We start from the raw sequence: 24,623 nt of genomic DNA on the forward strand, positions 1-24,623 counted from the left end.
TATAACAGGCATCTGCCTATTATTCGCTTAAGTTATCCTTCTGGACTCCTTAATTTATATCAATTTAATTAATGAAATATATAAAAAATACCTCACATTTAAAAACTTGAATATTACATTATTACGAAATACCCAAATTCTTTTCGTATTTTTGCGCCAAATTTACAAAACTATATGTTAACAGTATCTAACTTATCTTTACAATTCGGGAAAAGAGTTCTTTTTGACGAGGTAAACATTATGTTTACGAAAGGAAACTGCTACGGGATTATCGGGGCAAATGGTGCAGGAAAGTCTACATTCCTTAAAATATTAACAGGAAAACAAGACCCAACAACAGGACACGTATCTTTAGAACCTGGAAAAAGAATGTCAGTTCTTGAGCAGGATCACTTTGCTTATGATCAATATACTGTTCTGGAGGCTGTTTTGAGAGGTAATAAAAAATTATTCGAGATAAAAGAAGAGATGGATGCGCTGTATGCGAAAGAAGACTTTTCTGATGAAGATGGAATCAAGGCTGGTGAACTAGGCGTGATCTATGATGAAATGGGAGGATGGACTGCAGAATCTGATGCCCAGACCATGCTTTCAAACGTAGGTATCACGGAAGATATGCACTGGCAAATGATGAGTGAGCTTGAAAACAAGGATAAAGTAAAAGTCCTTCTTGCACAGGCACTTTTCGGAAATCCGGATGTTCTTATTCTGGATGAGCCTACGAACGACCTTGACATCGATACCATTTCATGGCTGGAAGATTTTCTTGCAGATTATGAAAACACGGTAATTGTTGTATCTCACGACCGTCACTTCTTAGACACCGTTTGTACACACATCGGTGACTTGGATTATGCTAAATTAAACCTTTACACAGGTAACTACTCTTTCTGGTACCAGGCTTCACAATTAGCGACAAGACAAAGAGCGCAGGCGAATAAAAAAGCGGAAGAGAAGAAAAAAGAACTTCAGGATTTTATCGCACGATTCAGTTCTAACGTAGCTAAAGCCAAGCAGGCAACAGCAAGAAAGAAAATGATCGATAAACTGAACATCGACGATATTAAGCCTTCTTCAAGAAGATATCCGGCAATCATTTTCGAAATGGAAAGAGAAGCGGGAGATCAGATCCTGGATGTTAAAGGTTTAGAAAAAACAAAAGACGGAGAATTATTATTTTCAAATATCGATTTAAATCTTAAAAAAGGAGATAAAGTTGCTGTTTTATCTAAGAATTCATTGGCTATTACAGAATTTTTCGAAATTTTAGCGGGAAATGTTGAAGCAGATAAAGGAACTGTGGCATGGGGTGTTACGACAACACAGTCTCATATGCCTTTGGATAATACCAATTTCTTCCAGGAAGATTTAAGTTTGGTTGACTGGTTAAGACAATTCACGAAAAACGATGAAGAGCGTCACGAAGAATTCGTAAGAGGATTCCTGGGAAGGATGCTTTTCTCAGGTGATGAAGCTTTAAAATCTTGTAAAGTACTTTCAGGAGGCGAGAAAATGAGATGTATGTTCAGCAGAATGATGCTACAGAAAGCCAACGTTCTTTTATTAGACGAACCAACCAACCACTTAGACTTGGAAAGTATCACAACGTTGAACAACTCATTGTCTAATTTCAAAGGGAACATTTTACTGGCTTCTCATGACCACGAAATGCTTTCAACAGTCTGTAACAGAATTATCGAGCTGACTCCTCAGGGAATCATTGATAGAGAAATGACTTACGACGAATACCTTGCTGATAAAAAAGTAAAAGAATTGAGAGAGAAAATGTACTCTTAAAATATTTTTAAAAACCGTTCATAACCTGAGCGGTTTTTTTTAACATTCAGCTACAGCAATAAACTTCCTTTTTAAAATATATTTCCCTATTTTTGTGAAATGAGTCAAAAATGGATTTACAAGCCCGAACCCGATGAAGAAATTGTGGATGGATTAAGTTCGTCTCTTGGTTTTGGAACTTTTGAATCTAAACTCCTCGTTCTTAGAGGAATTGACAATTATCAAAAGGCCAGAGAGTTTTTTAAACCGAACCTTACCGATATCCACAATCCTTTTTTAATGGCAGATATGCAGAAAGCTGTAGAGCGTATTGCGACTGCGATTGAAAACGGTGAAAAAATACTGGTGTACGGAGATTATGACGTAGACGGAACTACTGCCGTTGCGCTGATGTATCTATACCTCAGCAAAATTGTACAGAAAAAATATCTTGATTTTTACATCCCCGACAGAAACTCTGAAGGATACGGAATTTCTACAGAAGGTATTGATTTTGCCAAAGAAAACGGCTTTTCATTAATTATCGCGCTGGACTGTGGAATCAAAGCCTTGGATATGATCAACTATGCCCAGAACCTGGGAATCGATTTTATCATTTGTGATCACCATTTACCCGGTGAAGAAATTCCGAATGCCGTTGCCGTGCTCGATCCCAAGAGAAGTGACTGCCGTTATCCTTTCAAAGAACTTTCCGGATGTGGCGTTGGTTTTAAGCTTTGCCAAGGTTTAAATACCATCTACAAACTTCCTGAAGCCGAACTGTTTGAGCTGACCGATCTTCTGGCCATCTCTATTGCTGCCGATATTGTTTCTATGACCGGCGAAAACAGAGTTTTGGCTAAAATGGGACTGAAAATACTTCGCAAGACGAGAAATCTAGGCTTACGATTATTAATACCGGAAGAGAAACTTTCTCATTTCGAGATTTCAAATATTGTTTTTGAAATTGCCCCAAAAATCAATGCAGCAGGAAGAATTTCCCACGGGAAAGCCGCGGTTGAACTGATGGTTTCAGATAACCTAAAACATGCCCACCAGATCGTGAGCGACATCATGGATCTTAATGATGAAAGACGCGAGCTGGATATGAATTCTACCCTTTCTGCTTTAAATCAGATTATTGAATCCCAACAGGAAACAAAATACACCACTATTGTTTACCATCCCGAATGGAACAAAGGCGTTATTGGCATTGTAGCGTCAAGATTAATAGAAACTTATTATAAGCCAACCCTGGTTTTCACCGACGGTAATAATGGGGAAATGGTTGCTTCAGCAAGATCTGTTGCCGATTTTGACGTTCATGAAGCATTGGATATGTGCTCTGAATACTTTTTAAAATTTGGCGGTCATCATGCGGCGGCAGGACTTTCAATGGAGAAAGATAAATTTGATGCCTTTAAGGAAAAATTCGAAAGAGTGGTTTCAGAAAAGATTAAAGAGCATCAGAAAGAACCTTCCATCACGATTGATTCTGAAATTCAGATCGACGAGATCAACAGAGAATTTATCAATTTCCATAGAAAACTGGCTCCATTTGGACCTCACAATATGAAACCGATCCTTGCTTTAACCAATCAGAAAGTATCAGGTTATTTTAAAACGATGGGGAAAGATAATAATCACCTGAAGTTTTATATCAGACAGGAATCTACCGGTAGAAATATCGAATGTGTAGGCTTCAAGCTCGGACAGTTTGCCGATGATTTCAGAACGAAAAGTTTTGATCTGGCCTTCACCCTGGAAGAAAATCACTGGAAGGGAAATGTTACGCATTATCTGAATATAAAAGATGTGAAATTCAGGGATTAGAATTTATGAAAAAAATCGGTTTATTTTTCGGATCATTCAATCCCATTCATATCGGGCATCTGATCCTTGCCAATTATATTCTGGAGCATTCGGACATGGATGAGTTGTGGTTTGTGGTAAGTCCGCAAAATCCATTCAAGGAAAAAAAATCTTTGCTGAAAGATCATAACCGGCTGGATATGGTGCAGCTTGCCGTGAAAAATTATTCCAAAATGCGGGCTTCCAATGTAGAGTTTTCTTTACCTCAGCCAAGTTATACGATTGATACTTTAACATACCTTCACGAAAAATATCCGGATTATTCTTTCAGCCTTATTATGGGTGAGGATAATCTGAAAGGCCTACACAAATGGAAAAACGCCGAAACTTTAATTAAAAATCATCATATCATTGTGTATCCAAGAGTTTTTGAGGGTGAGAAAAAAGACTCCGAATACCTGGAACATGAAAATATTTCTTTAATTAAAGCTCCTATCATTGAGATTTCTGCAACGGAAATCCGGAACATGATCAAAACCGGAAAAAATGTAAGACCGATGTTGCCACCAGAAGTTTTTGAGTATTTGGACGGCAGTAGTTTTTATAAGTAAATTTGTAGCTGCTTAAGGCTCGGTGCTGGAAGATGGATGCTGGAAGTTTCTGACTCTTTAGTCTCGAATATCTTTAATGATCAATTAAATAGTTATGAATTTCTTAGAAAAATTATTCTTAAAATATCCTCAGGAAAAAGTAATCAAATGGTTTAAAAATATTTGCCTGGCAGAAGCCGTTTCCTGGTTCTTTCTTTTTACGGCAATGATCTGGATCCGTACGAATCCTAAAGATATTTTTCCTATTGTCTACATCAGTACGATAGGCAGTATTCATGGCTTGTTTTTTACGATTTATCTTTTGTTTTTACCTGCCATCAGGAAAATATTTGTTTGGGATGATGAAGACAGTGTTTTCGCATTAATTGCCGCATTCTTTCCTTTCGCTACGATCTGGATTGATAAAAAGCTCGCCCGCTTCGACAGAGAATAAAAATTACTTTACGGATCTTTTTCAGATCCTTTTTTTATGCCCTTTTTCTAAATTTTTAATTTTTTAATGATCAATTTTCAAATTTTTTCTGTCTGAATGTAATATAACTTTGTCTCAAATTGTCTAAATAATAACAAAGGCAATATAATTTAAAATTTTAATTAAAAATTTACTTACTGAAAATCAATTAGTTAAATTTCGTTTAAAAACATTTTAAGTACTTTGTATTGCAAGATACTTAATTTATTATATATCTTTGCAATGTTAAATAATAACAAATACAAGCTATTAAACTCTCTAAAGAAATAAAACATGAAAACGACCATTCTAATTGCAGCCATATTTTTTAGCGGACTTACTTTCGCACAGGAAAAAAAACAAGATACCTTAAAAACAAAAAGTATTGAAGGAGTAACTTTAACCAAACAGGTTTTCAAAAAGCAAAGTGACCGTTTTGTATACGACGTTGCTGCTTCGCCTGGCGCTAAAGGAAATACAACCTTTGATTTGTTGAAACAAACACCTTTATTGTCTACCACAGATGATAAAACATTGAAAATCGTAGGAAAAAACAACGCACTGATCTACATCAACGGTAGAAAAACCAATATGGATGCGGAATCTTTAACGCAATTCCTTAAAAATACACCGGCTGAAAATATCCAGAAGATTGAAGTGATTACCGTTCCGGGCAGTGAATACCAGGTTGAATCTTCCGACGGAATCATCAACATCATTTTAAAGAAAAAAATGAGTGACGGTACGAGTGGAAACATGAGAATGTCTAATACTCAGAATAAATATAATGCAAACAGCGCCAGCTTCTCAGTAAATTACAGAAAAGATAAATTGGGAATTAATGCCAATTTAAGCGGCGGTGAAAATATCAATCCGCAGACCTACATATTAAGAAACGGAACCGATAAAATGCAGAATGAATCTGTCGGCGATATCGATGATCCGAATAAAAACCTTGGAGGATATTTAAATATTGATTATCAGCTGACCGAAAAAAGTAATCTTGCCTTATCATGGAATTCCTGGGCTAATAAAAGCTATAATTCTACGATCGATCTGTATAATACACTTATTCAACCAGATAAGGATGGAGTAATGACGACCAAACATACTTGGACGAAAAATAAGGAGGATTCCAGAAATTATAACAACTCTGTTAATTTAAATTATGAAATAAAGCTTGATTCTTTAGGAAGTAAATTCAACGCCAATGCAGCTTATCTGAACTATAAAAGGTTTCAGTTCTCAAACAACAATACGTTGGTGTATGATAATCAGAATGAGATTACAACAGGTAAGACAATTACTCAGAATATTCCGCAGATCATCAATAATTTCTCAGGGATGGTAGATTATATTCAGAAGTTTAAAAATGATTTTACCTTTTCTGTAGGAGGCAATTTTAATAAAACAAAAACGGACAATGACACTCAGAACTACAACTATCTTTTTGTAAATGAGCAGGGAGAGCATATTCCAAATGTGCAGCCTGATCCGGATTTTAATCACTTTATCTATGACGAAAACATTTATGGAGCATACCTGACTCTTGAAAAGAAATTCTCTGATAAATTCTCTGGAAAAGTAGGAGCAAGATACGAGATTACAAACAGTCTGGGTACCGCAGACAGTCCTACTCATGAAATTGAAAGTCAACGACATCAGCGTATCGAAAGAAACTACAATAACCTGCTTCCTTATTTAAGCTTTAACTATGCTATAAATGATAAAAACAATGTTTCTTATTCCTTTTCAAGCAGAATGCGGAGACCGAGCTTCTGGGAGCTGAATCCGGTAAGAAATTACATCACTGATTTCAATTATACGCAGAATAATCCATTTGTGAAGGCATCTTCTACATACAACCAAGAACTGACGTATATGTACAAAAACTCCTATTTCCTGATCCTTAATCATTCGTATATGAAAGATCAGATCACACAGGTACCATTGCAGGGTTATGTAAAATCAGTCGACGGTAAGATCGGGGATCAAAATGTATTGCGTTACATCAGAACAAACTTTGGCGACAAGCAGGAAATGTCTGCGATGCTGGGAATTCAAAAGTCTTTATTTAAACAATATTTAACCTTGAACTTCAACGCTGGGGTACAGCACAATATTAACAACGGAACGTTAGCCCAGGATCCTACAACAGGAGACACTTTTGTAGATAAAGAAGGAAATCCATTGATATACAGAAACAATATAAAATCAACCAGCCTTGTTATTACCAGTAACAATACCATCCGTTTAGACAAAAAGAAAACATGGTTCCTTGGTGTAAATTATTTTTATGTTGACAAACAACAGATCGAACTTGGAATGCTGAAAAACTTAATGAGCCTTGACCTCAGCATCAAGAAAAACTGGAACGACTGGACATTTGCTGTAAATCTGAATGATGTCCTTAGAACCAATGTCGTGGAAATCGAAGATTATCAGGCTAACGGAAATTACAATTATATCAAAAACGATATGTACAGAAGAAGCGTAAATGTAAGTATCACTTACAATTTCGGAAATCAGAAAGTTAAAAAAGTAAGAGATATCGAAAGTGCTTCCGACGCTATCAAAAACAGAACAAGATAAATCAATCATTCTTCATATAGATTATTTTTTGTGGTAACTCGCCGGTTTTCCGGTGAGTTTTTTATTTATCATGAATTTAACGGAGATCATCTCGGATGGGAAAAAGATTCCAATGCCAAATTTTTAATCCAAAAAACAGATGAATTTCTAAGAAATATTGACAAAAAATAAACGCTTTGAAAAATTTCAAAGCGTTTTAATTTTATTCTGATTTAAAGATTTCCGATCTTTCCGAAACTCCGTTCGCATTAAAAGCTTCGATCTGGAAATAATAAGAATCCGTTCTGTCGGCCCCGGTGAAGAAATATTCATTTTTACCGTAAACCATAATGCTTCCGTACAATTTCTCAGGAGATTTCCCCCAGTAAATTACGTATCCGTCGGCATCAGCATTTTGTTGCCACTTCATCCAAATGCTTCTTCTTTCTCCATATTTTTTAGGATCGGCTCTTAACGGGACAAAGTTCTGAACTTTTCCGGGAACTGTTCCCGCTCCTTTTCCGAATACTCTGAAACCGCTTAAGGCAAATTTTCCGGTCGGCATTTTCAAATTTTCCATTTTCAGGAATCTTGCTTTAGCCGGCTTTTCCAGTTCTACATAATCATGAGGAACATCTTTCGTATTCTTACTTTTATCAACAATGACATTCCATTTTTTACCGTCATTGGAGCCATAAATCTTATACTGATGCATTTTGCCTAAGGTTTTTCCCATAAACTCAACATCCTGATCCGCATAATTGATCTGAATCGCATTAATGGTGGAAACCTCTCCTAAATCCGTCTGAAACCACTCACCCGAATTTCCTGTTTTAGCACTCCAGTAAGTTTTAATGTCTTCATCCACCGCGTAATTAGAGTGATAGCCTCCCAATGTTGATGATACCTGAACTGGCTTGTTATAATTTAGCAACATCCAACCGGCGAAAAGCCCTTTAGAAAAATCTTTTCCCTGCGCATACTGCGGAAGATAAGTCGGATAATCTCCATACGCTGTATTACAGTACATCACATCATCCTTGTCGAATCCTGCAGGCCAGATTCCCAGACGTCTTTCAAAATTATTTTTAGTGGAAATAAATATCGTGGAAACATGCCACCAGTTTTTATAGTTGTCCTCGAAAGTAGCACCGTGTCCGGCTCCCCTGGCAAAACCTCCCGGCTTATATGAAAAAGGGTTGTGCTGCTGATATTCGAAGCCTTCCAACGGTTTATCACTCACATATACTCCATCAGAATAACCACTGAATTCCGTTGCCGGAGCACCGTACTGCATATAATATTTACCGTTGTGCTTGGTCATCCATGCTCCTTCTACAAACGGCTGAAGAAAAACATTGTCATTGTATTCCCCGAATCTTTCCCAGCCATGATCTTCAGGCTTCAGTCTTACAATCGGCTTTACAAAACCTTCCGACTGAAGCGTATTCACTTTCACTTCCGTTCCTAAAAGAGGCCACTCGTTGCTGGAACCCCAATACAGATACAGCTTATTTTTATCTTCGTCATAATGAAAAGCCGGATCCCAGGCCCCAACCTTCAGGGTGTCAACGGCAATTTTCCAGTCGTCTTTTGTTGGGTTGGTACTTTTCCAGATCGGGAAATCCTGTTCCCACGTTGAGCCGAAAACATACAACGTATCCTTCATCGCCCAAACAGCCGGAGCATTCAGGTCATGAATATATTTGTTATCTCTCAGGAATTTTCTTTTCACGAATTTCCAGTCGAGCATATCGTCGCTGTACCAGTATCCTTCCTGGTTGGTAGAGAAAAGGAAGAGTTTATTTTTAAAATTAACAATCACCGGATCAGCTGTAGCGCGGTGTTTTCCCTGTTTTGAAAAAACCTCGAACGGTGTATAGCCGTAATCAATATTGATCGGGTTACAAAATGTCTTCTGCTGGGCATTCATACTGAATATACCCAACAAAAGGATGAATGAAAGAAGATACTTCTGCATTTTCATACGTTTTAACTTTAAAAACAAAAATAGGCAAGTTTTTTGGGTTCTTTAATTGAGTGGTGGATTTTTTTGTAGTGGTTGTTAAAGATATTCGAGGTAAAATGTTTTTGCCTTATAACACAAAACCCACCGCAATTACGGTGGGATTTGTTATCTGCTCAAAATTATAAACTTGCCAGGGGTGAGGTTCACTTTAATTTATAACAAAAAATTCATCAATAAAATTTTGATCTTTATCTAAATATAAAATATAAGAACCTATGCTTTTCATTTTACACTCTATACTTACTTCAATCTTATAACTATTCTTAAATAGTTCATTCTTGTCATATAAAATATAAGAAATATTCTTGTTTATCAATTGCATATTCTCATTTTCACAAGATTCTTTTAACTCTTGTAAAATTTCTTCATCTTTTAGAATATTATTTACATACTCCGCAGAAAGTTTAAATAAATTTTCTGTATCTATATTTTCCTCTAACATTTTTCAATAAAATAATATTAATATCCCATTACTTTTTCAAAAATAATATGCCCACTTACATTACTATAAATTCGAATGTATTTATTTGCATTGACAACCGTTTGAGAAGCATATTTAAAATTTATATTTTTATTTTTTGAATGATTTCAATTAGTTCATTATATATAATTTCTTTCTCTTGCTCAATTATTTCTCCAGTATCATATTTTTCAATAATAACATTGTATTTATGAGTTGTTTCATAATTAAATGTTGATATGTATATTAAATTATTTCCTATTTGAATACCTATTGCTGTGGTATCAGCTTCCCAAAAATCAACAATTTTATAGTCTTGTAGTGATTCTTCATTTAATCTTACAAGTAATTCATTTATTTCGGTGTTTTTATTTTCCATTATTTTAAAAATCTACTAACAATTGTTTTTTTCAAGAACTTCTATGCTGCTGCCATTACGTAAATAACTTACGCGCACATTTCCCAAATGGTCTCCGTCTGCAACTCCTTTCCGTTGTACTTATACTGATAAGCTGAATTTCCAGCCAATACATTATACCCTTCATGCTTCAACCCAAAAGGATAATAATCGTTTTCTTCAAGAACTTCTATTTCATTGTCATTGAAATAACTTAAATGCACGTATTGTTTTTTTAATCTATTAAACCCACCGCAATTGCGATGGGTTCTTTTTATAAGATTAGTTTAATGAATAAATTATGAACAATCTGGGGAAGAATTAGAGAATGTAATATCTTCGTATGAATCCGAAAAGTTTAATTTTTTACTCATTAAAATTGATTTCATACAGCCTGAAATTGGAATCGGTGATAAAAAAGTTATTTCATCTTTTTTGTTTAAAACAACATGCCAATTTTCAAAATCGTAATTGACTATTGTTTTCTTTTGATTGAAATTTTCATATGCAACTTTTTTAAACATTTTCTCTATGCTTTTACATTTATTATCAGGTAATATGAGTTTATACCCTTCAAATATATAAACATTCTTATACTGAATGTCTTCCATATATTCAGGTTTAAAAAAAGCAATATCAATTGAATATTCACTTTTTTCTTTTGTTTGGTCATGAAAGGTTACTGCTAATATTTCTTTTTTATTATCAATTTTTCTTTTTTTAGAAATATATTCTATATATCCTTTGATAATATTATGTAAATCTTGCTTCTTAACAGCACTTTTACTACATGTAAAAAATAAAATAAGAGTGATTAAAAATATTTTTTTCATAGAATAAGTTATTTATTTTTCTTTCCTGTATATACTGCTTGGTTATAATCATATTTTACATATCCTCCATTCGCGCCATTATTTTTAAGCCACGTATTGTAAACATACTTAGATATTGCATTATTATTTTTTGAACGACCTTTATCACCAGCCTCTTTATATGCTGTACCAAATGTTGGATTTCCTTTATTCCATCTTCCTTCACTAAATCCAGAAGGATTATATTCAAATCCTGGATGCGAGTGAACAGCTTCAGAATATACACCATCTTTCGTTATATGCATAGTGCCAGATCCCATACTCAAATTATGATTTGCTAAAACATCCGCTGCACTTGCATGACTTGTCTCATCATAATTGGTACTTATTATGTTTGTCGAAAATCCGTCAGAAAAATCAAATTTATCTTGTCCAAATTCTACTTTAGTGTTGTCTGCTATGAACTCGAAAATTTGTGTTGCTATATTATAATCATTTACTTGGAAATATCCAAAATCAGGTCCAACTCCTGCTATAGAAATTTTTTCATTCTTCAATTCTCCTATTTGCGAATCTCCTGTAGGATTATCTTCTGTTACATTAGTACGAGCAATTTTGATAGACTTAGATTCATTTTCATTGGTAACTGTGTCATAAGTATTATTATCTTTTGTTCGCTCTATTTTACCATCATTGAATATCTTAATTTTATCTTCATTTTGCATTCCGTCCGGATCTATAAATCTTATAGGGTTATTATAAGCATAAGTATATGGGCTCCATCGTCTCGAAGTTTCTGCCAGCGGATCCACGACTCCCCATCTCCCTAAGTCTGGCATATACATCCTAGCTCCGTAATCATACATTCCTGTTTCTGTCTGCAGTTCCTTACCGTTATACTTGTAGTTATACGAAGGATTTCCCGCTAACGCATTATATCCCTCATGCTTCAACCCAAAAGGATAATAATTGTTTTCTTCAAGAACTTCTATGCTGCTGCCATTATGAAAATAACTTACGCGCACATTTCCCAAATGGTCTACATAGTTGTAAATATACTTATTATTTTCAAAATTATAGTAGCCTTCAGCAGTAGGCACAAACTTAAGTCCTACGGTAGGTGACGGGCAATTTAAACAATCAGAATACAAATCATTAGCTAAGTATTGGAACCCATCTAAATATTCGGTTATTGTAATTGTAGCATAATCGGTATAAGATTTTTTAATTTTGATTCCATCAGCTCTATAAAGATAATTAGTATTTGTTCTGAATATTGTTGGTGTACTTATAATAAACGAAGGAAGATTTAGGTAATTATACACAATTGTATTTATTCCTTTATCCAAGTGAGTTTTGATATTTCCATTGAGGTCATATGTAATAACCTTTTGCAGCGCATTATATCCTGATCGGTTATTAACAACTCCTGTAGGAAGGGTAATCTTATCCAGTCGATTTCCTGTATAGTTATAAATCAAATCATCAATTTTCAAAGGAATTCCTCCGGTACTGGGTGCTGAAAACCTTTTCAGTGTACTGATGTTTCCGTTCAGATCATAGCTAAGGATCTCATTATAGTAATCATTACCTGGCAATGATGATCCCGGCTGAGAATACAATCCCTGCAAAAGCCTGTTGAGTCCGTCATACTGATAAGAATACCTGCGTTTAGTGCCATTAGGAAATGTTCCCGTCATCCAGTCAATCTCCGCAATATTCCCATTGAATCGTGCTGGGGCAGTGACTGGATTTTCCGGATTGTTATATTTTATTTCATAGCCGAATAATTTACCATTAAGGTTAGCAGGATCATTAATTTTCGTCATCCATCCTCTGATATTATAGCTGTAGCTAATATCCTGAAGCGGAACTGATGGCGATATCCCCCCGACTTTCTTTCCCGAAAGCTGGGATAGCTCATTATAAGTGTTCTGGGCTAAATATTCTGTAGGACCGCTGTCCACCTGATGGGTATGGGTCAGTAATCTGTTCTGAGGATCATAGGTAAAGTTTTCAGTAATCACTCTGTCGGTATCCGCATCCAATCGTTTGTGGCGGGTGATACTTTGTTGAACCACTCCTGCAAAATCCAGCCTGAATTCTACCTTTGTTCGACCACCCAAATGGTTGATCGAGTAGCTTCCGATGGTTCGTCCTTTTTTGTCGTAGTAGGTGTAGTTTTTTGTCCAGTTATTATCTTCAATGTTTTTAACCAAACTCATTACCGGAAGGCTTTTGGTGCTCAGACCGTTAGCATCGGGAGTTTCTGTCAGAACATCTGCTCCCAGAATCGTTGTAGGGAAAGCAGGATTAAAACTGTAAGTAGGATACGTGTCATAATAATTAACAGTCAAAATGCTGAAATTTGATTCATTAGGATAAGCTCCGCTTTTAGTATAATACACATCCATTCCATTATTATTCCAGCTTGAAGCGGCTCTTGACTCATTGGCCGAGCCAAAGCTTTCAACGGCCTCCACATGTTGAATTCTACTTGAACCACTATATGATATTCCTGTATAAACAGGTCGTGAAAACTGATCGTATTTCGTGAAAAGCCACTGGTTATTCTCTCTTAAATTAGCATCTTGGGTAAGAACCAATCGGTCCTGCTTATCATACACCATATATTCCCAGCCTTTGCCCGGAAGCTTCTTCTCCACCAACCGATTCCTACCGTCGTATTTGTACTGGTAACAAAGATTGTCTAAGTCGGAGAGTGATAGAGAATTAGTGTTTGAGGCTAAAGGAGGAATAACAAAAGCCAGCTGATTGTACTCATTGTACACATAATACGTATCTGCTTTTTCCGTGGCACTCAGCATTTTCCTGACTAACAACACCTGTCCCTCTCCATTCTTGAATTCAATGGTCTGGTTGCCGTCTTCATCCGCTACCGTGTTTTTATACAATTGAGCATCACCATAAACAGTACTTTGGGTGATGGTACTTTTTGTGGCTCCGTTTTCCCAGGTGGTCACCGTAATATATTTCTTTACCGCATCCGCTGTAGTGTTGGCATCATAACCAAACTGGACCGGCTTCGTATCCCAGGCAGTACCTACCTGTTTCTGCTGCAGAATCCTGTCCAGCGGAGAGTTTTCCAGGATTTTCTCCGCAAAGATCTTCTCCGAACCATAAAGAGTGGGCTGAGTAGCATTGCTTAACGGAGATGCGTAAATGGCTCCGTTCTGCGTTCCCTGCTGGGGTACTGGAAGGTAATCTTTCACCTGCCTTCCGAAACCATCGTATTCGATATGGGTTACCACATCTTTGCCTTGCGGAGAGGCTTTGACATTCACTACCTGCTTGGGTCTTCCTAAGCCATCAAAATACTGTACGGTTTCCGAGGTTTTCGTAGCGGTAGTTCCATTATAATCTAAATAAGTCTTCGTGTAAACAAAATTCTCTGTTGTACTGGATTGATTCTGGCCACTCGCCAGTCCGGACAACAGTAAAGCGCCTATGGGGATTAATATTTTTTTCATCTGTATTAGTTTTTGTAGTTGTATTTGAATTCTTTTAAGAGCTTTCCTGTTTGATTATTCTCTCTGATCTCCATTAACCTGTTGGCAGTATCATATAAGTAAACTTCTCGTATTCCTGAAGGAGGTGTGATGCTTCTTACTCCAATCAAAGGATCATACGTGTAAGTAGTAATCTGATACCCTGCCATGCTGCTGTCTTTTCTGAAGTTATCCAATGCTGTTAAGATTGCTGTCTCGTCATTGTTCGGAGCTGCTGAAGCATCCGTATCCGAAGCGGAAATAATGGCTGCTGCTAAGCTGCTTACCTGTGCATATGTGGCTCCTACAACTTTGGCAATAGGCTGAGTTTGATTATACCCCCAGATGATAACCGTTGGGATACCGTCTTTCGTGGTGTATTGCTGTAAATTGCCTTTTATATCATACTTATTATAAGTAATATCTATGGACTGGTTATCTTGCAAATCATAAGACAATTCCGTTAATGGCAGCACCAAATTTCCCGTCTCTGCGTTAGGTGTTGTCATTGGATAAACTGTTACAAGATTTGATATTGTTTTGGTTATTGCACCTGTAGTTAATGTTTTTATTCTTTCGAGGGGAATACCTACCATGTTCTTATTAATCAATAACTGGTTCCCTACATCCTCGGCATAATTTGTTATTGAAGTAATTACCTTATGGTTATTTTCATAATAAGTATCTTCTTGATTAACAAAACCACGAGAATTATAATTGTATAGATTTTTCGTCTTAACAATCCTATTTCCGAAGCTTTCTTTTGTAATCAAAGAATCTGATTTGTATGAACTAGAAATAAGTGGGGTTACATTATAAACATATTTAGTTCTTCCTAATGCCGGAGATAATGGATCAGCACCATTCGTCAGGAAAGTATTCTGAATATCGATATTGGGAAAATTATTCTCCGGAATAATATTTTTGTAGTAATAACTCTTACTTAAAATAATATTATTAGAAGCATCATAAACCTTTTCGCTCATAGGAAGACCATTTTTTTCTTCTTTTCTGACAGGGAAATAATTGGCAGTGGTATTTTGTAGATTATTATAATTGTGAACAGTTTTCTTACTTACAGTCGTTGTCCCGTTATTAACATCAATATTTTTTTCTGTAACTACATCATAACCCACTGCATCAAAATTTCGATCAGCCATATCATCTGATAATTCATAGGCATCCATTGAAGACATTTGCGTACCATCAGCACATGAGGTTAAAGACGAGCAATCATAGCAATAGTATGTTTTTCTTTTAAAAGGATCGTATCTATTATGTAAGATACCGCCTTGATATTCATATTCCTTCCATTCCCCTAAGACCCCTTGATCAGAATAGTTTTTTATAGATTTAATCCTTAACCCATGACCTTCGCTTATCACACCATTTGTTAAAGCATAATTAGCAATCGTAAATCTCAAATCGACACCTGCCAAATGATAGGTGTCATCAGGTAAATACATTGAATTATCAATCGAAAGAACTACTTTTATTTTCCCAGCTGGTAATTGTACAAATTCCTCTTTATCACATGTACTTCCTGCATTAAAGGAAACTGAATTACACATCCCAAATTCCCATGATTTAATAAGTGTATATGTTGGACTTCCGTTATTATATGTTATTGAATATATTTTAGCACTTGGCTGTGCTTGAGCCATTTGGCTAAAGCTATATTTTCTCGCTCCCATACCGAAAACTGATCCGTCAAAACCGGGAGAAAAAGCAACATAGAATTTTACATTTGTGCCGCCAGGAGGAACATCAAATTCCAGCGGCGAAAATGGAGGATACGGTCCACCAATACCACGATTAGCTAAATTGTAGTTAGTATAAAAGTTTATTTTATTTTGCTCACTTGGTATGTATTGGTTTGCAAAAGTGTTTGGCTGATACTCAAACTCACTATAACCTTTTGTAGGATAGGTTATCTTTTTTAAGATGTATGCATCAGCATAATTTTTATCGGCATGTCTGTTTACACCCTGATAATCACTTGGCACTGTTAATGGATAAGGAAAATATGTAAAATCAGGCATTAATGTACCATTCCCTTCTTTTCCATTATAATAGCCCCAGAAATCTTTTGCAAATGAAATTTTTAAAGGAAGTGTATTTTGCATGTTATATTCAAAACTATGAATATCATTTGTATGAACTTCTGTTCCATTGGCATCATATGTAACTGCTTCTACACTATTTAATTTTAATCTTTTACCAAGAACAGCTTTATTAGCATCTATAAATGCGGTATTACCAACACTTGGGAACGAACTTGTATATGGAAAATAGCTATAATCAAATTTATAGCTTTTTATTTTTTTGTTGTTTAAAGTATTGATGAAATCAACGCTAGCTAATTTTTTTAGTGTCCCATCACTCCCTGCATACTGATAATCAAAATTGATATCTTCCCTATCTTCAAGATTAAAATTAATGGTAAGCTCTGCAGTCTTAATACTTTTCAAAATCTTAACACTACTTGAATAATTATTTTGAACAGGCGGTTGGTAAAAATAGTTCAGTTTGTTGCTACATGTAGAATTGCCGCCTCCAGTTTCAACACTAACCTGAACATTTCTATTTTGTGAAAAATAAATATTCTGAAATCTTGCATTCTGATATTCAAAATTGATAGTTTTTTGATTAGTGAACTGTATTTGGGTCAATTTAAAGTTTTGCCCATTTTTGGTCGAATAACCGCCACTCCCCATATAGTCGATTACTTCTAAGTCGGAGAATATAAATTTTGTTCCATCAGAAACTATTGCTGTGATACTAGCATTTTGCACAACAAATTTTATATCATCCTTTTTATTAAGTAAAACCGGTTGCTTTGTCGTTGGATGTAGAAAAAAGCTACCACTATATCCTGCAAAATTAAAATTATAAATATCTGGCTGACCACTCCCATTGATAAGGGATTGCACAACGAAACTTGTATCTTCGTTTGTCTGTGACCAAGGTCCGCAAGACGTTGAATAACCACAATGTATCCAACCAGCAGTACCTAACTGAGGAACTACTTTATAAGTAGAAGTAGGACCTGTAGTATTGATTCTTTGTAAAAATGTGTCATAACCTGCTGGGGGAACAGCTGTTTTATATACATCATCATATTCATCTCTTATCCCCCTAACTTCCTGAGTTATCGTCCCCTCAGGAGCAAGATTCCATCCAAGACCTACCCAAGTAGCCTGTTCATCGACTTTTATACCAGATGCATTATATTGTAAAGTAATCGGTAAAGAGAAACTTCCCTCTTTTATAGTGTATAACTCTACTGGGACATTCATGGTTCCCGTATATAATCCTACAGGAATATCACCTACTTTTTTTATCATCGCAGCTTCTGGGGAAGTTGGCTTATTCCACCCCCGAATATCTTGCGAATGATAATTTATTGATAACAATGAAATTATTATTATTAAAATTTTCTTCATCTTCGTTTATTTCTTTATGAGTTTAGCATTTGCTGTTTTATTATCATTTATTTTCACGCTCACCAGATACGCTCCCTGCACCAGCGCCTGCGTATTAATTTTCGTCACCTTATTCTTTGTTTTTACGCTCTGCAGCTGCCTTCCTCCCATATCATAAACCGTAATGTCCGCTTCAGTCTTCCCATCTCCCAGCATCCCACTTCCGGCATCCATATTGATTTCCACATAAGCATAATCACTCACTGGATTCGGATAAATCTTAATATCCTGCTTTTCGATCAGCTGGTCAATCAGCTTGTCTCCCAGCTTTACAATCTTCCAATTCTCTTTGCCCAATTCTTCAGCACTTGTTCCGGCCAACACAATTGAACCGTCTCTGTTTAATTTAATATCTGAAAGTCTTTCCTCCTTTTTCTTTGATTCTCCCTTCACGTGTTTTCTCCATTGCTCATTTCCGTTCTGATCCAGGTACAGCATCCAGAATGTCTCATCATCACTTTCTATTCTTCCTTCCGCCTGCGTGTAACCGCCCAGCAATATCCCTTTAGTCAGGTGGGTGGATTCCCCTCCTCTGGAGGGGTTAGGGGTGGATATTACACTCATCCCCATCAGCACATCCCGTTTTTTGAAATTGTAGGATTTCTGCCATATTTCTTCCCCGCTTTCATCCAGGGAGATCAGCCAAAGGTCAGTTCCTTCTTCAATACCGACTGTTTTATTTCCCGATCTTTCCGATCTTGATTCTCCACCGATTAAGTATCCTGTAGAAGTTAACGCCAACGTTCTCAAATGATCATCACCTTTTCCTCCAAAGTTCTTTTCCCATTCCACTTTGCCGTCTTTGGAAAGCTTGATGATCCAATAATCGCCCTCACCATAGTTGCCGCTGGCTTTAGCATGATTGATGATTGATAATTGATGATTGATTCCTGAATTAGAATTTGTGTTCTGTGGGTTATCATTCATCATTGATCGCTTATCATTCATTGTTACCGCATTACTCCTGGAATACACGCCCAATAACGCTCCGCCGTCTTTCGTCGGAATCATCTTTTCTACTTCATCTAATCCTTTTCCACCCAAAACCAATTGCGATAATTCCTTTCCATTTTTATCCAACCGTACCACCAAAACATCCTTTGATCCATAACCTCTAGTTCCCTGCGTCCCAGACGTTCCCTGAGGCTTTCGAAGGGAACCTTGTGCCGTTCCCTGAGCGGAGTCGAAGGGAAGAGAGCCGAAGGCAACATTCCCCGCCACAAAAAATCCCATATCCGTCGTCTGGATCACCGCTCTGGCTTCTTCATCCGAAGCACTGCCAATGGTTTTCTGCCACAATTCATCTCCGAATTCATTGATCCGGATCAGCCAGATATCAGATCCGCCTTTAGAATCATCCTTTTTATCCAGCCCTTTTCCGCTGAACGTCGTACCCGCAAGAAGAAACCCTCCTTCCTGGGTATTCACCGTAGCGGATAGAAAATCATGGTTCTGTCCCGAGAAATATTTTTCCCAGATCTCTTTACCCTGCTGGTCTAATTTAATCAAGTGATAGTCGTAACCGTTGTTTTGCTGTCCTTGAGCTTGTCGAATGGTACTTCGAGCATCCTGCTTCCCGCTTCCAGCCCTAATAGAACTTCCGGTTATCAAATACTGCTGATCAATAGTCGTGGTAATCTGAGAAAGAAAATCCTGTGTTGAGGATTCGATGCCTTTCTGCCAGATGACTTCCTGGGCGGAAACGCCAAGGACTGAGCATAAGAACAATGCTCCTGAGTAGATTTTATTCATACTTAGTGTCTATTTTGAGTTGTTATTAATTATTAATTTTTAAATCGTTGCAAAAATATTCTTTTTATTTCACGCCGAAAAGATATAGAATGTCAATTTTTTGTGAATATTATCATGCTGTACTGTGATGCATTTTAAGTTGTTATCGTCACTTCGAGTAGCTTTGAAAAAGCGTATCGAGAAGTTACACTACCAGCCGATCATACTCAAAAATTCTCGATATATTTTTTCTTCACTTTGTTACGGAAAAATACTCGAATTGACGAAAGCAACACTAAAATTTCGCAAAATAACAGCGGGTTATTTTAAATGTAATTTTCATTGATTTCTAAAGCAAAAGTATTGTTGTACCGCGACAAAACCTGTCGTATTATACAGGAAATGGTCTTTAAAAAAACATAAGCCTAGCAGATTCATTTCAGATATCTGTAAGCTTATGTTGAAAAAAAAATCAATGCTACATCTCCATCTCCCATTTAAGATTCTTCTTTCGGAGAAGAATCTGTGCTAGCTGTTCTTTTTGATGCATGAAGCATCGCGAGAATGTGGTCAATCGTGTATTCCGAAGCTTTCTGCTCGCCGCTGAAAATAATTTTTCCCAGCTTAGCCACTTCACTGATGTACTTGTAGAGTTCTTTATACAAATGCTTGTTTGTTGATGTGAAAGCTTTACGCTGTTGTTGAAAGGCCGTCTGTTCATTACTTTTCGTGGTAATTGCAGTAAAGGCATCTTCCAGTGTTGCCAGCATGTCGGCTTTCATCCCATTGGCCTGTAATAAAGCTGATTGTGCAGAAACAATCTGCTTCAGTGAATTCAGTGACATTAATGCACCTTCAAAATTTCTTTTCTTAATTTTATTCAGGATGTCGGTCGCCACAGACGTTTTTATATTCGCCTTTTTGATGACCATGTTAAGAATTTTCAGAGGCTTGTTGAGCTGATCTCCCAGGATGTAAAGATCTTCAGTAGACTGCATTTGCTGTGCAAGCACCAGGTCAGCCGCTTCTTTGGCACGCACCTCATCTGTTTTGCTCTGCATAGCCTGCAGGTATTCGGAATTGAATAAATGATTCTCTGCTTCGAAAATGGACAAATCCCTACTGAAGCTTCTTAATAGAACGTCCGCCATCGGAACGTATTCTTCTTGCTGTAATCTCATATGTGTTTTTTTAAATTAAAAACTGGGTAAATATATCTTTTTTTTGATAATCCTGTAAAAGTTTTTTTGATTTTTTTCACCCTCAGATGATAATTTGATATGATCCTATTTCTTATCCGAACTGCTTAATTTAGTCAAAGGGAATTCTTCCTGCTGTCCGGTATTGACGTACTCCTTTGGGTATTGCTCTACTACACTACGGTAACGGTCTACTTCACCTTGGTAACAGTCTACTTCCCTTTGGTAACAGTCTACTACACTCCGGTAACAGTCTACTTCACTCTGGTAACGCTCTACTTCCCTTTGGTAACAGTCTACTACACTCCGGTAACAGTCTACTTCACTCCGGTAACAATCTACTTCTCTTTGGTAACAGTCTACTTCACTCTGGTAACAGTCTACTTCACTCTGGTAACAGTCTACTTACCTTTGGTAACAGTCTACTACACTCCGGTAACAGTCTACTTCCCTTTGGTAACAGTCTACTACACTCTGGTAACACTCTACTTCTCTTGGGTAATGCTCTACTGACCTCGGGTAATACTATACTTACCTTCAGCTTTTTTAATATTGTCACTATCTGATTCAAAAAAAAATCTGACTTCGTTTCTGAAGTCAGATTTTTATCAATGGTGATCGCTAAATGGATCAGAATAATTATTTTTTCGGCAGGAAAACCTCAGCAAGCATGCAGCGTGCACTTCCGCCGCCATTCACCTCAATGGTATTGAGATCTGAATAAATGATCTCGCAGTATTTTTCTATGGCAGAAACCTGATCCGGAGTCAATGACTTATATGCGGTTTCGCTCATGACTAAGAATTTCTCTCCATCTTTATTCTGAACCTGAAGCATGTTTCCGGCAAACTGATGCATCTGGTCTTCAGAAATTTCAATAATTTCTTTCCCTGAATTTTTAATGGTTTCAATGACCTTACTTCTTTCCAGTTCGTCATCGATACAGTCAAGGCAGATGACTACAAATTTATCGGCTACACACATCATGACATTGGTGTGGTAAATAGGAAGCCTTTCATCCCCGACAGTCTGAAATGAATGGAAAACCACCGGCGTAAACCCGTATTTTTCACAGAATTCTCTGAACAGATTTTCATCGAGTCTTAATGATACCGAACCATAAGCGATTTTGTTATCATGGTCGAAAATCATACTTCCGGTTCCTTCAAGATAATGTCCCTGTGTTTCCGGGAAAGACCAGTCATCGATTTCATCGACTTCAAATCCCTGTTCTTTGATGGTTTCAATAATATCATCACGTCGTTCTACTCTTCTGTTGGATGCAAACATTGGATATAAAACTACTTTCCCATCATTATGGAAACTTACCCAGTTGTTCGGGAAAATAGAATCCGGAGTGTGGGGATCCAGTGTATCCTTTATGGTAATCACATTAATTCCTTTGCTTCTCAGCTTTTCAACGAACATTTTAAATTCTGACAGCGCTTTAAACTGAATATCAAAACCTTTCTGCTCGCTCTGGAAGTAATTGTTCTTTGCTGTTTCTTCGTTAAAGCCAAATGCGATCGGCTCTATCATTAATACGGTATCTGTTGTCTGCATAGTTTGTGTTGGAGGGTGTTTTGGGTTTGAGAGTATTAGTGTTTTAGGGGTTAGGGGTTTAGAGTCTTAGTGTTTGAGTGTTTGGGTGTTTTAGGGTTTTAGGGTTTTAAGGTTTTAGTGAAAGCTACTTTTTATTTTTATCTGTTGAAGAAAATGTGCACCAATTCTGTGACTGACTTATCATATTTACCAACATCCCGATTATCTGGTTGTATTGATTGTTTAAAATTTTAAATTGTTCTTCATTGATATACTCACAACTTCTTGCAAATTGCAGCCATGTTTGGGTTTCTCTTGCTTCGCCTTCCGAATCTGTAAGTTTTGCAATAAAAGATTTCTCATATTTTCTTTTGCCCCAGGCTTCACTAATATTTGCTGAAACTGAGCGTGAGGACCTTCGTATCTGATCTGTAAGAGAATAACGCTCTTCTTTAGGGAAAATTTTTGAAAGCTGGTAGATTTCCATTGCTGTATCAAAAGATTTCTGATAAACCTTTAGATCCTGATGAAATTTTATGGTAGGCATAATCATTTGTATTTAATTTAAAAATATAAACTTTTTAAAGAAACACAAAGACACTCATACTCTAAAACCCTCAGACTCTCAAACGCTCCTACTCTCTCACAAGCGGCATGGTGGAACATCTCAGCAATCCTCCCATTTTTGAAATTTCACGATAAGGAATTTCTTCTACGGTCATTCCCCATTCGTTTCTCAGGTGGTTATTCATTCTCGTGAAAGTTTTGTCTGAAACCACAACTTCAGGAGAGATTGAGAAAATATTCGGGAACATTTCAAACATTTCTTCCGCTGTAACGTGAAAGCAGTTTTCTTCTCCGAAAATATCGATAATCAGTCGATAATCGCTTTCATCCACAAAACCATCCTTGTAAATGATGCATTTATCTTTACCAATCGGATTAAATGTGCAGTCGAGATGCAAAATACCTTCATAAGGAATTTTGTCGTTCTTCTTTAATTCGAGATCAATAATTCTTTTTTTAGGAAAGTATTCTTTAAGAATTTCAATCGCATATTCATTCGTTCTGGCTGTTTTATAACTTCTGTAATCTTCACTGAAACAGGTTCCGATAAATAGAAAATCGTCCCACACGATTACATCGCCTCCTTCGATATGAGCTGTTTCAGGGAGGTTAATAATCTTTCTCCACTCTACTTTTTTAAAGATATTTCTGTAGGCATCCTGTTCGTCTGCCCGGTCTGCAATGACATTGGAAATGATCATTTTGTCATCAATCACGAATGCTACGTCTCTTGCAAAAACCTGATTGTAATCTTCTATGATGCTCGGACGCAAAACTTCGACATCATATTTCTTCAATACATTTTCAAAAGCATTCATTTCACTGATGATATCTGCCTCTTTAGGATATATATTGTGCTGTATGGAATAATATGATTTGGCGTCATAGCTTTCTTCAAGGGTGGGAACGCTTCCCATTGAATTGGGTTGTCCCAAAACCACTGATTTCAGCCTACCTGTTTCGTTTTTTATATTCAGTTTCATAAGATTTATGCAATGCTACAAATATAAGTAAAGGATGGTATCTGGAAAACTTTTACAGCTTTTTTAGGCAGTCGCTGCAATATAATTCTGAAAAAGATTTCTATTGCAGTTTTTTATTCAAGTAGGTTAGTAGACTTAAACAGTTAATTGCTCAGATTAGGATTTTTTGCAGATATTTTATTATCTGGATTTTCTGTTAAATGGCTGAATTATCACCAGAATCCGGAAAATTCTGTATGTTGGAATTGTTTTTTAATGCTTTAAAGGCGTACCAAAGTGTAATAATGCCGACAATTATCTGTGCGGGAACAAAAGTTCTTCTGAACAGTATGCTGAAGTCATTTGCTCTTTTGTAGATAAACGGAATCCATCTTTCTTCAGTTTCGTAAAAATATAAATAGTAGACCGTTCCTACCCTAAAAATCAGCAGTATGAGACAGATGTAAAAAAGAATTTTCAAAGATTGCTTCGTAGAGACTAAGATAATCAAACCAAAAGCGCACAGGAAGCAGATAAACATTTCCATCTGATAAAAAATTACATTTACCAGGCTATACGTTGGCGAATAATCTGCCGGTTTTGTATGCAGCATCTCAAGAAAATCGAACGTTTCAATCATAAGAAAAAGTCCATAAATAATATACAGAACAATATTAATTCTCATTGCCTTTTTTAATGAATGTAATTT

General features: G+C 36.5%; 18 protein-coding genes. 5 read left to right on the forward strand and 13 right to left on the reverse strand.

The window, feature by feature from the left end; genetic code table 11:
• The first annotated feature begins 174 nt into the window (after positions 1-174).
• From BMW64_RS09965 to BMW64_RS09985, 5 genes are all read left to right on the forward strand, one after another.
• The gene (locus tag BMW64_RS09965) at positions 175-1,797 is read left to right on the forward strand and encodes an ABC-F family ATP-binding cassette domain-containing protein (protein ID WP_072883960.1); all 1,623 of its coding nucleotides are present in this window, start codon (positions 175-177) and stop codon (positions 1,795-1,797) included.
• A 99-nt stretch (positions 1,798-1,896) separates the two neighbouring features.
• Complete coding sequence (recJ, locus tag BMW64_RS09970; RefSeq protein ID WP_089999840.1) at positions 1,897-3,609, forward strand: single-stranded-DNA-specific exonuclease RecJ; 1,713 nt, start codon at positions 1,897-1,899, stop codon at positions 3,607-3,609.
• A 5-nt stretch (positions 3,610-3,614) separates the two neighbouring features.
• Positions 3,615-4,199, forward strand: a complete 585-nt coding sequence (gene nadD, locus BMW64_RS09975) for a nicotinate (nicotinamide) nucleotide adenylyltransferase (protein WP_089999841.1) — start codon at positions 3,615-3,617, stop codon at positions 4,197-4,199.
• 94 nt (positions 4,200-4,293) lie between these two features.
• Positions 4,294-4,632, forward strand: coding sequence for a DUF3817 domain-containing protein (locus BMW64_RS09980; protein ID WP_089999842.1), 339 nt, complete (start codon positions 4,294-4,296; stop codon positions 4,630-4,632).
• Positions 4,633-4,944: 312 nt separating this feature from the next.
• Complete coding sequence (locus BMW64_RS09985) at positions 4,945-7,242, forward strand: TonB-dependent receptor domain-containing protein (protein WP_089999843.1); 2,298 nt, start codon at positions 4,945-4,947, stop codon at positions 7,240-7,242.
• A gap of 202 nt (positions 7,243-7,444) precedes the next feature.
• Here the strand turns inward: BMW64_RS09985 and BMW64_RS09990 are convergent, their stop codons facing one another.
• The 13 genes from BMW64_RS09990 to BMW64_RS10045 form a co-directional block, all read right to left on the reverse strand.
• Positions 7,445-9,202 (reverse strand): discoidin domain-containing protein, encoded by a 1,758-nt coding sequence (locus BMW64_RS09990; protein ID WP_090000126.1) that lies wholly within the window; start codon positions 9,200-9,202, stop codon positions 7,445-7,447.
• A 196-nt stretch (positions 9,203-9,398) separates the two neighbouring features.
• A complete protein-coding gene (locus BMW64_RS09995; protein WP_089999844.1) occupies positions 9,399-9,692 on the reverse strand; it encodes a hypothetical protein in 294 nt (97 codons plus the stop codon).
• Positions 9,693-9,813: 121 nt separating this feature from the next.
• A complete protein-coding gene (locus tag BMW64_RS10000) occupies positions 9,814-10,089 on the reverse strand; it encodes a hypothetical protein (protein ID WP_089999845.1) in 276 nt (91 codons plus the stop codon).
• 68 nt (positions 10,090-10,157) lie between these two features.
• Positions 10,158-10,331, reverse strand: a complete 174-nt coding sequence (locus BMW64_RS20660; protein ID WP_177175267.1) for a hypothetical protein — start codon at positions 10,329-10,331, stop codon at positions 10,158-10,160.
• Positions 10,332-10,406: 75 nt separating this feature from the next.
• Positions 10,407-10,940: a hypothetical protein gene (locus BMW64_RS10005; protein WP_089999846.1), complete on the reverse strand. Its 534-nt coding sequence runs from the start codon at positions 10,938-10,940 to the stop codon at positions 10,407-10,409.
• 8 nt (positions 10,941-10,948) lie between these two features.
• On the reverse strand, positions 10,949-14,410 hold the full coding sequence (locus BMW64_RS10010; RefSeq protein ID WP_089999847.1) for a DUF6443 domain-containing protein: 3,462 nt from the start codon (positions 14,408-14,410) through the stop codon (positions 10,949-10,951).
• 5 nt (positions 14,411-14,415) lie between these two features.
• On the reverse strand, positions 14,416-17,874 hold the full coding sequence (locus tag BMW64_RS10015) for a hypothetical protein (RefSeq protein ID WP_143052676.1): 3,459 nt from the start codon (positions 17,872-17,874) through the stop codon (positions 14,416-14,418).
• Positions 17,875-17,880: 6 nt separating this feature from the next.
• A complete protein-coding gene (locus BMW64_RS10020) occupies positions 17,881-19,665 on the reverse strand; it encodes a T9SS type A sorting domain-containing protein (protein WP_089999849.1) in 1,785 nt (594 codons plus the stop codon).
• 476 nt (positions 19,666-20,141) lie between these two features.
• The gene (locus tag BMW64_RS10025; protein WP_089999850.1) at positions 20,142-20,825 is read right to left on the reverse strand and encodes a hypothetical protein; all 684 of its coding nucleotides are present in this window, start codon (positions 20,823-20,825) and stop codon (positions 20,142-20,144) included.
• Between the two features lie 657 nt (positions 20,826-21,482).
• Positions 21,483-22,406, reverse strand: coding sequence for a citrulline utilization hydrolase CtlX (gene ctlX, locus BMW64_RS10030; RefSeq protein WP_089999851.1), 924 nt, complete (start codon positions 22,404-22,406; stop codon positions 21,483-21,485).
• A 124-nt stretch (positions 22,407-22,530) separates the two neighbouring features.
• Complete coding sequence (locus tag BMW64_RS10035; protein WP_089999852.1) at positions 22,531-22,932, reverse strand: four helix bundle protein; 402 nt, start codon at positions 22,930-22,932, stop codon at positions 22,531-22,533.
• 88 nt (positions 22,933-23,020) lie between these two features.
• Positions 23,021-23,935, reverse strand: coding sequence for a dimethylarginine dimethylaminohydrolase family protein (locus tag BMW64_RS10040; RefSeq protein WP_089999853.1), 915 nt, complete (start codon positions 23,933-23,935; stop codon positions 23,021-23,023).
• A 196-nt stretch (positions 23,936-24,131) separates the two neighbouring features.
• Positions 24,132-24,599, reverse strand: coding sequence for a hypothetical protein (locus BMW64_RS10045; RefSeq protein WP_143052677.1), 468 nt, complete (start codon positions 24,597-24,599; stop codon positions 24,132-24,134).
• Positions 24,600-24,623 lie beyond the last annotated feature (24 nt).

Origin of the sequence: Chryseobacterium taichungense (assembly GCF_900109935.1) — a bacterium.
GTDB classification, from domain to species: Bacteria; Bacteroidota; Bacteroidia; order Flavobacteriales; family Weeksellaceae; genus Chryseobacterium; species Chryseobacterium taichungense.

Bases quoted from the DNA above. Each gene is read 5' to 3' on its own strand.
- BMW64_RS10010 (WP_089999847.1), bottom strand. From the start codon at position 14,410: ATGAAAAAAATATTAATCCCCATAGGCGCTTTACTGTTGTCCGGACTG.
- BMW64_RS10005 (WP_089999846.1), bottom strand. From the start codon at position 10,940: ATGAAAAAAATATTTTTAATCACTCTTATTTTATTTTTTACATGTAGT.
- BMW64_RS10015 (WP_143052676.1), bottom strand. From the start codon at position 17,874: ATGAAGAAAATTTTAATAATAATAATTTCATTGTTATCAATAAATTAT.
- BMW64_RS10040 (WP_089999853.1), bottom strand. From the start codon at position 23,935: ATGAAACTGAATATAAAAAACGAAACAGGTAGGCTGAAATCAGTGGTT.
- ctlX (WP_089999851.1), bottom strand. From the start codon at position 22,406: ATGCAGACAACAGATACCGTATTAATGATAGAGCCGATCGCATTTGGC.
- BMW64_RS09980 (WP_089999842.1), top strand. From the start codon at position 4,294: ATGAATTTCTTAGAAAAATTATTCTTAAAATATCCTCAGGAAAAAGTA.
- nadD (WP_089999841.1), top strand. From the start codon at position 3,615: ATGAAAAAAATCGGTTTATTTTTCGGATCATTCAATCCCATTCATATC.
- BMW64_RS10020 (WP_089999849.1), bottom strand. From the start codon at position 19,665: ATGAATAAAATCTACTCAGGAGCATTGTTCTTATGCTCAGTCCTTGGC.
- BMW64_RS10035 (WP_089999852.1), bottom strand. From the start codon at position 22,932: ATGCCTACCATAAAATTTCATCAGGATCTAAAGGTTTATCAGAAATCT.
- BMW64_RS10000 (WP_089999845.1), bottom strand. From the start codon at position 10,089: ATGGAAAATAAAAACACCGAAATAAATGAATTACTTGTAAGATTAAAT.
- BMW64_RS10045 (WP_143052677.1), bottom strand. From the start codon at position 24,599: ATGAGAATTAATATTGTTCTGTATATTATTTATGGACTTTTTCTTATG.
- BMW64_RS10025 (WP_089999850.1), bottom strand. From the start codon at position 20,825: ATGAGATTACAGCAAGAAGAATACGTTCCGATGGCGGACGTTCTATTA.
- BMW64_RS09990 (WP_090000126.1), bottom strand. From the start codon at position 9,202: ATGCAGAAGTATCTTCTTTCATTCATCCTTTTGTTGGGTATATTCAGT.
- BMW64_RS09985 (WP_089999843.1), top strand. From the start codon at position 4,945: ATGAAAACGACCATTCTAATTGCAGCCATATTTTTTAGCGGACTTACT.
- recJ (WP_089999840.1), top strand. From the start codon at position 1,897: ATGAGTCAAAAATGGATTTACAAGCCCGAACCCGATGAAGAAATTGTG.
- BMW64_RS09965 (WP_072883960.1), top strand. From the start codon at position 175: ATGTTAACAGTATCTAACTTATCTTTACAATTCGGGAAAAGAGTTCTT.
- BMW64_RS09995 (WP_089999844.1), bottom strand. From the start codon at position 9,692: ATGTTAGAGGAAAATATAGATACAGAAAATTTATTTAAACTTTCTGCG.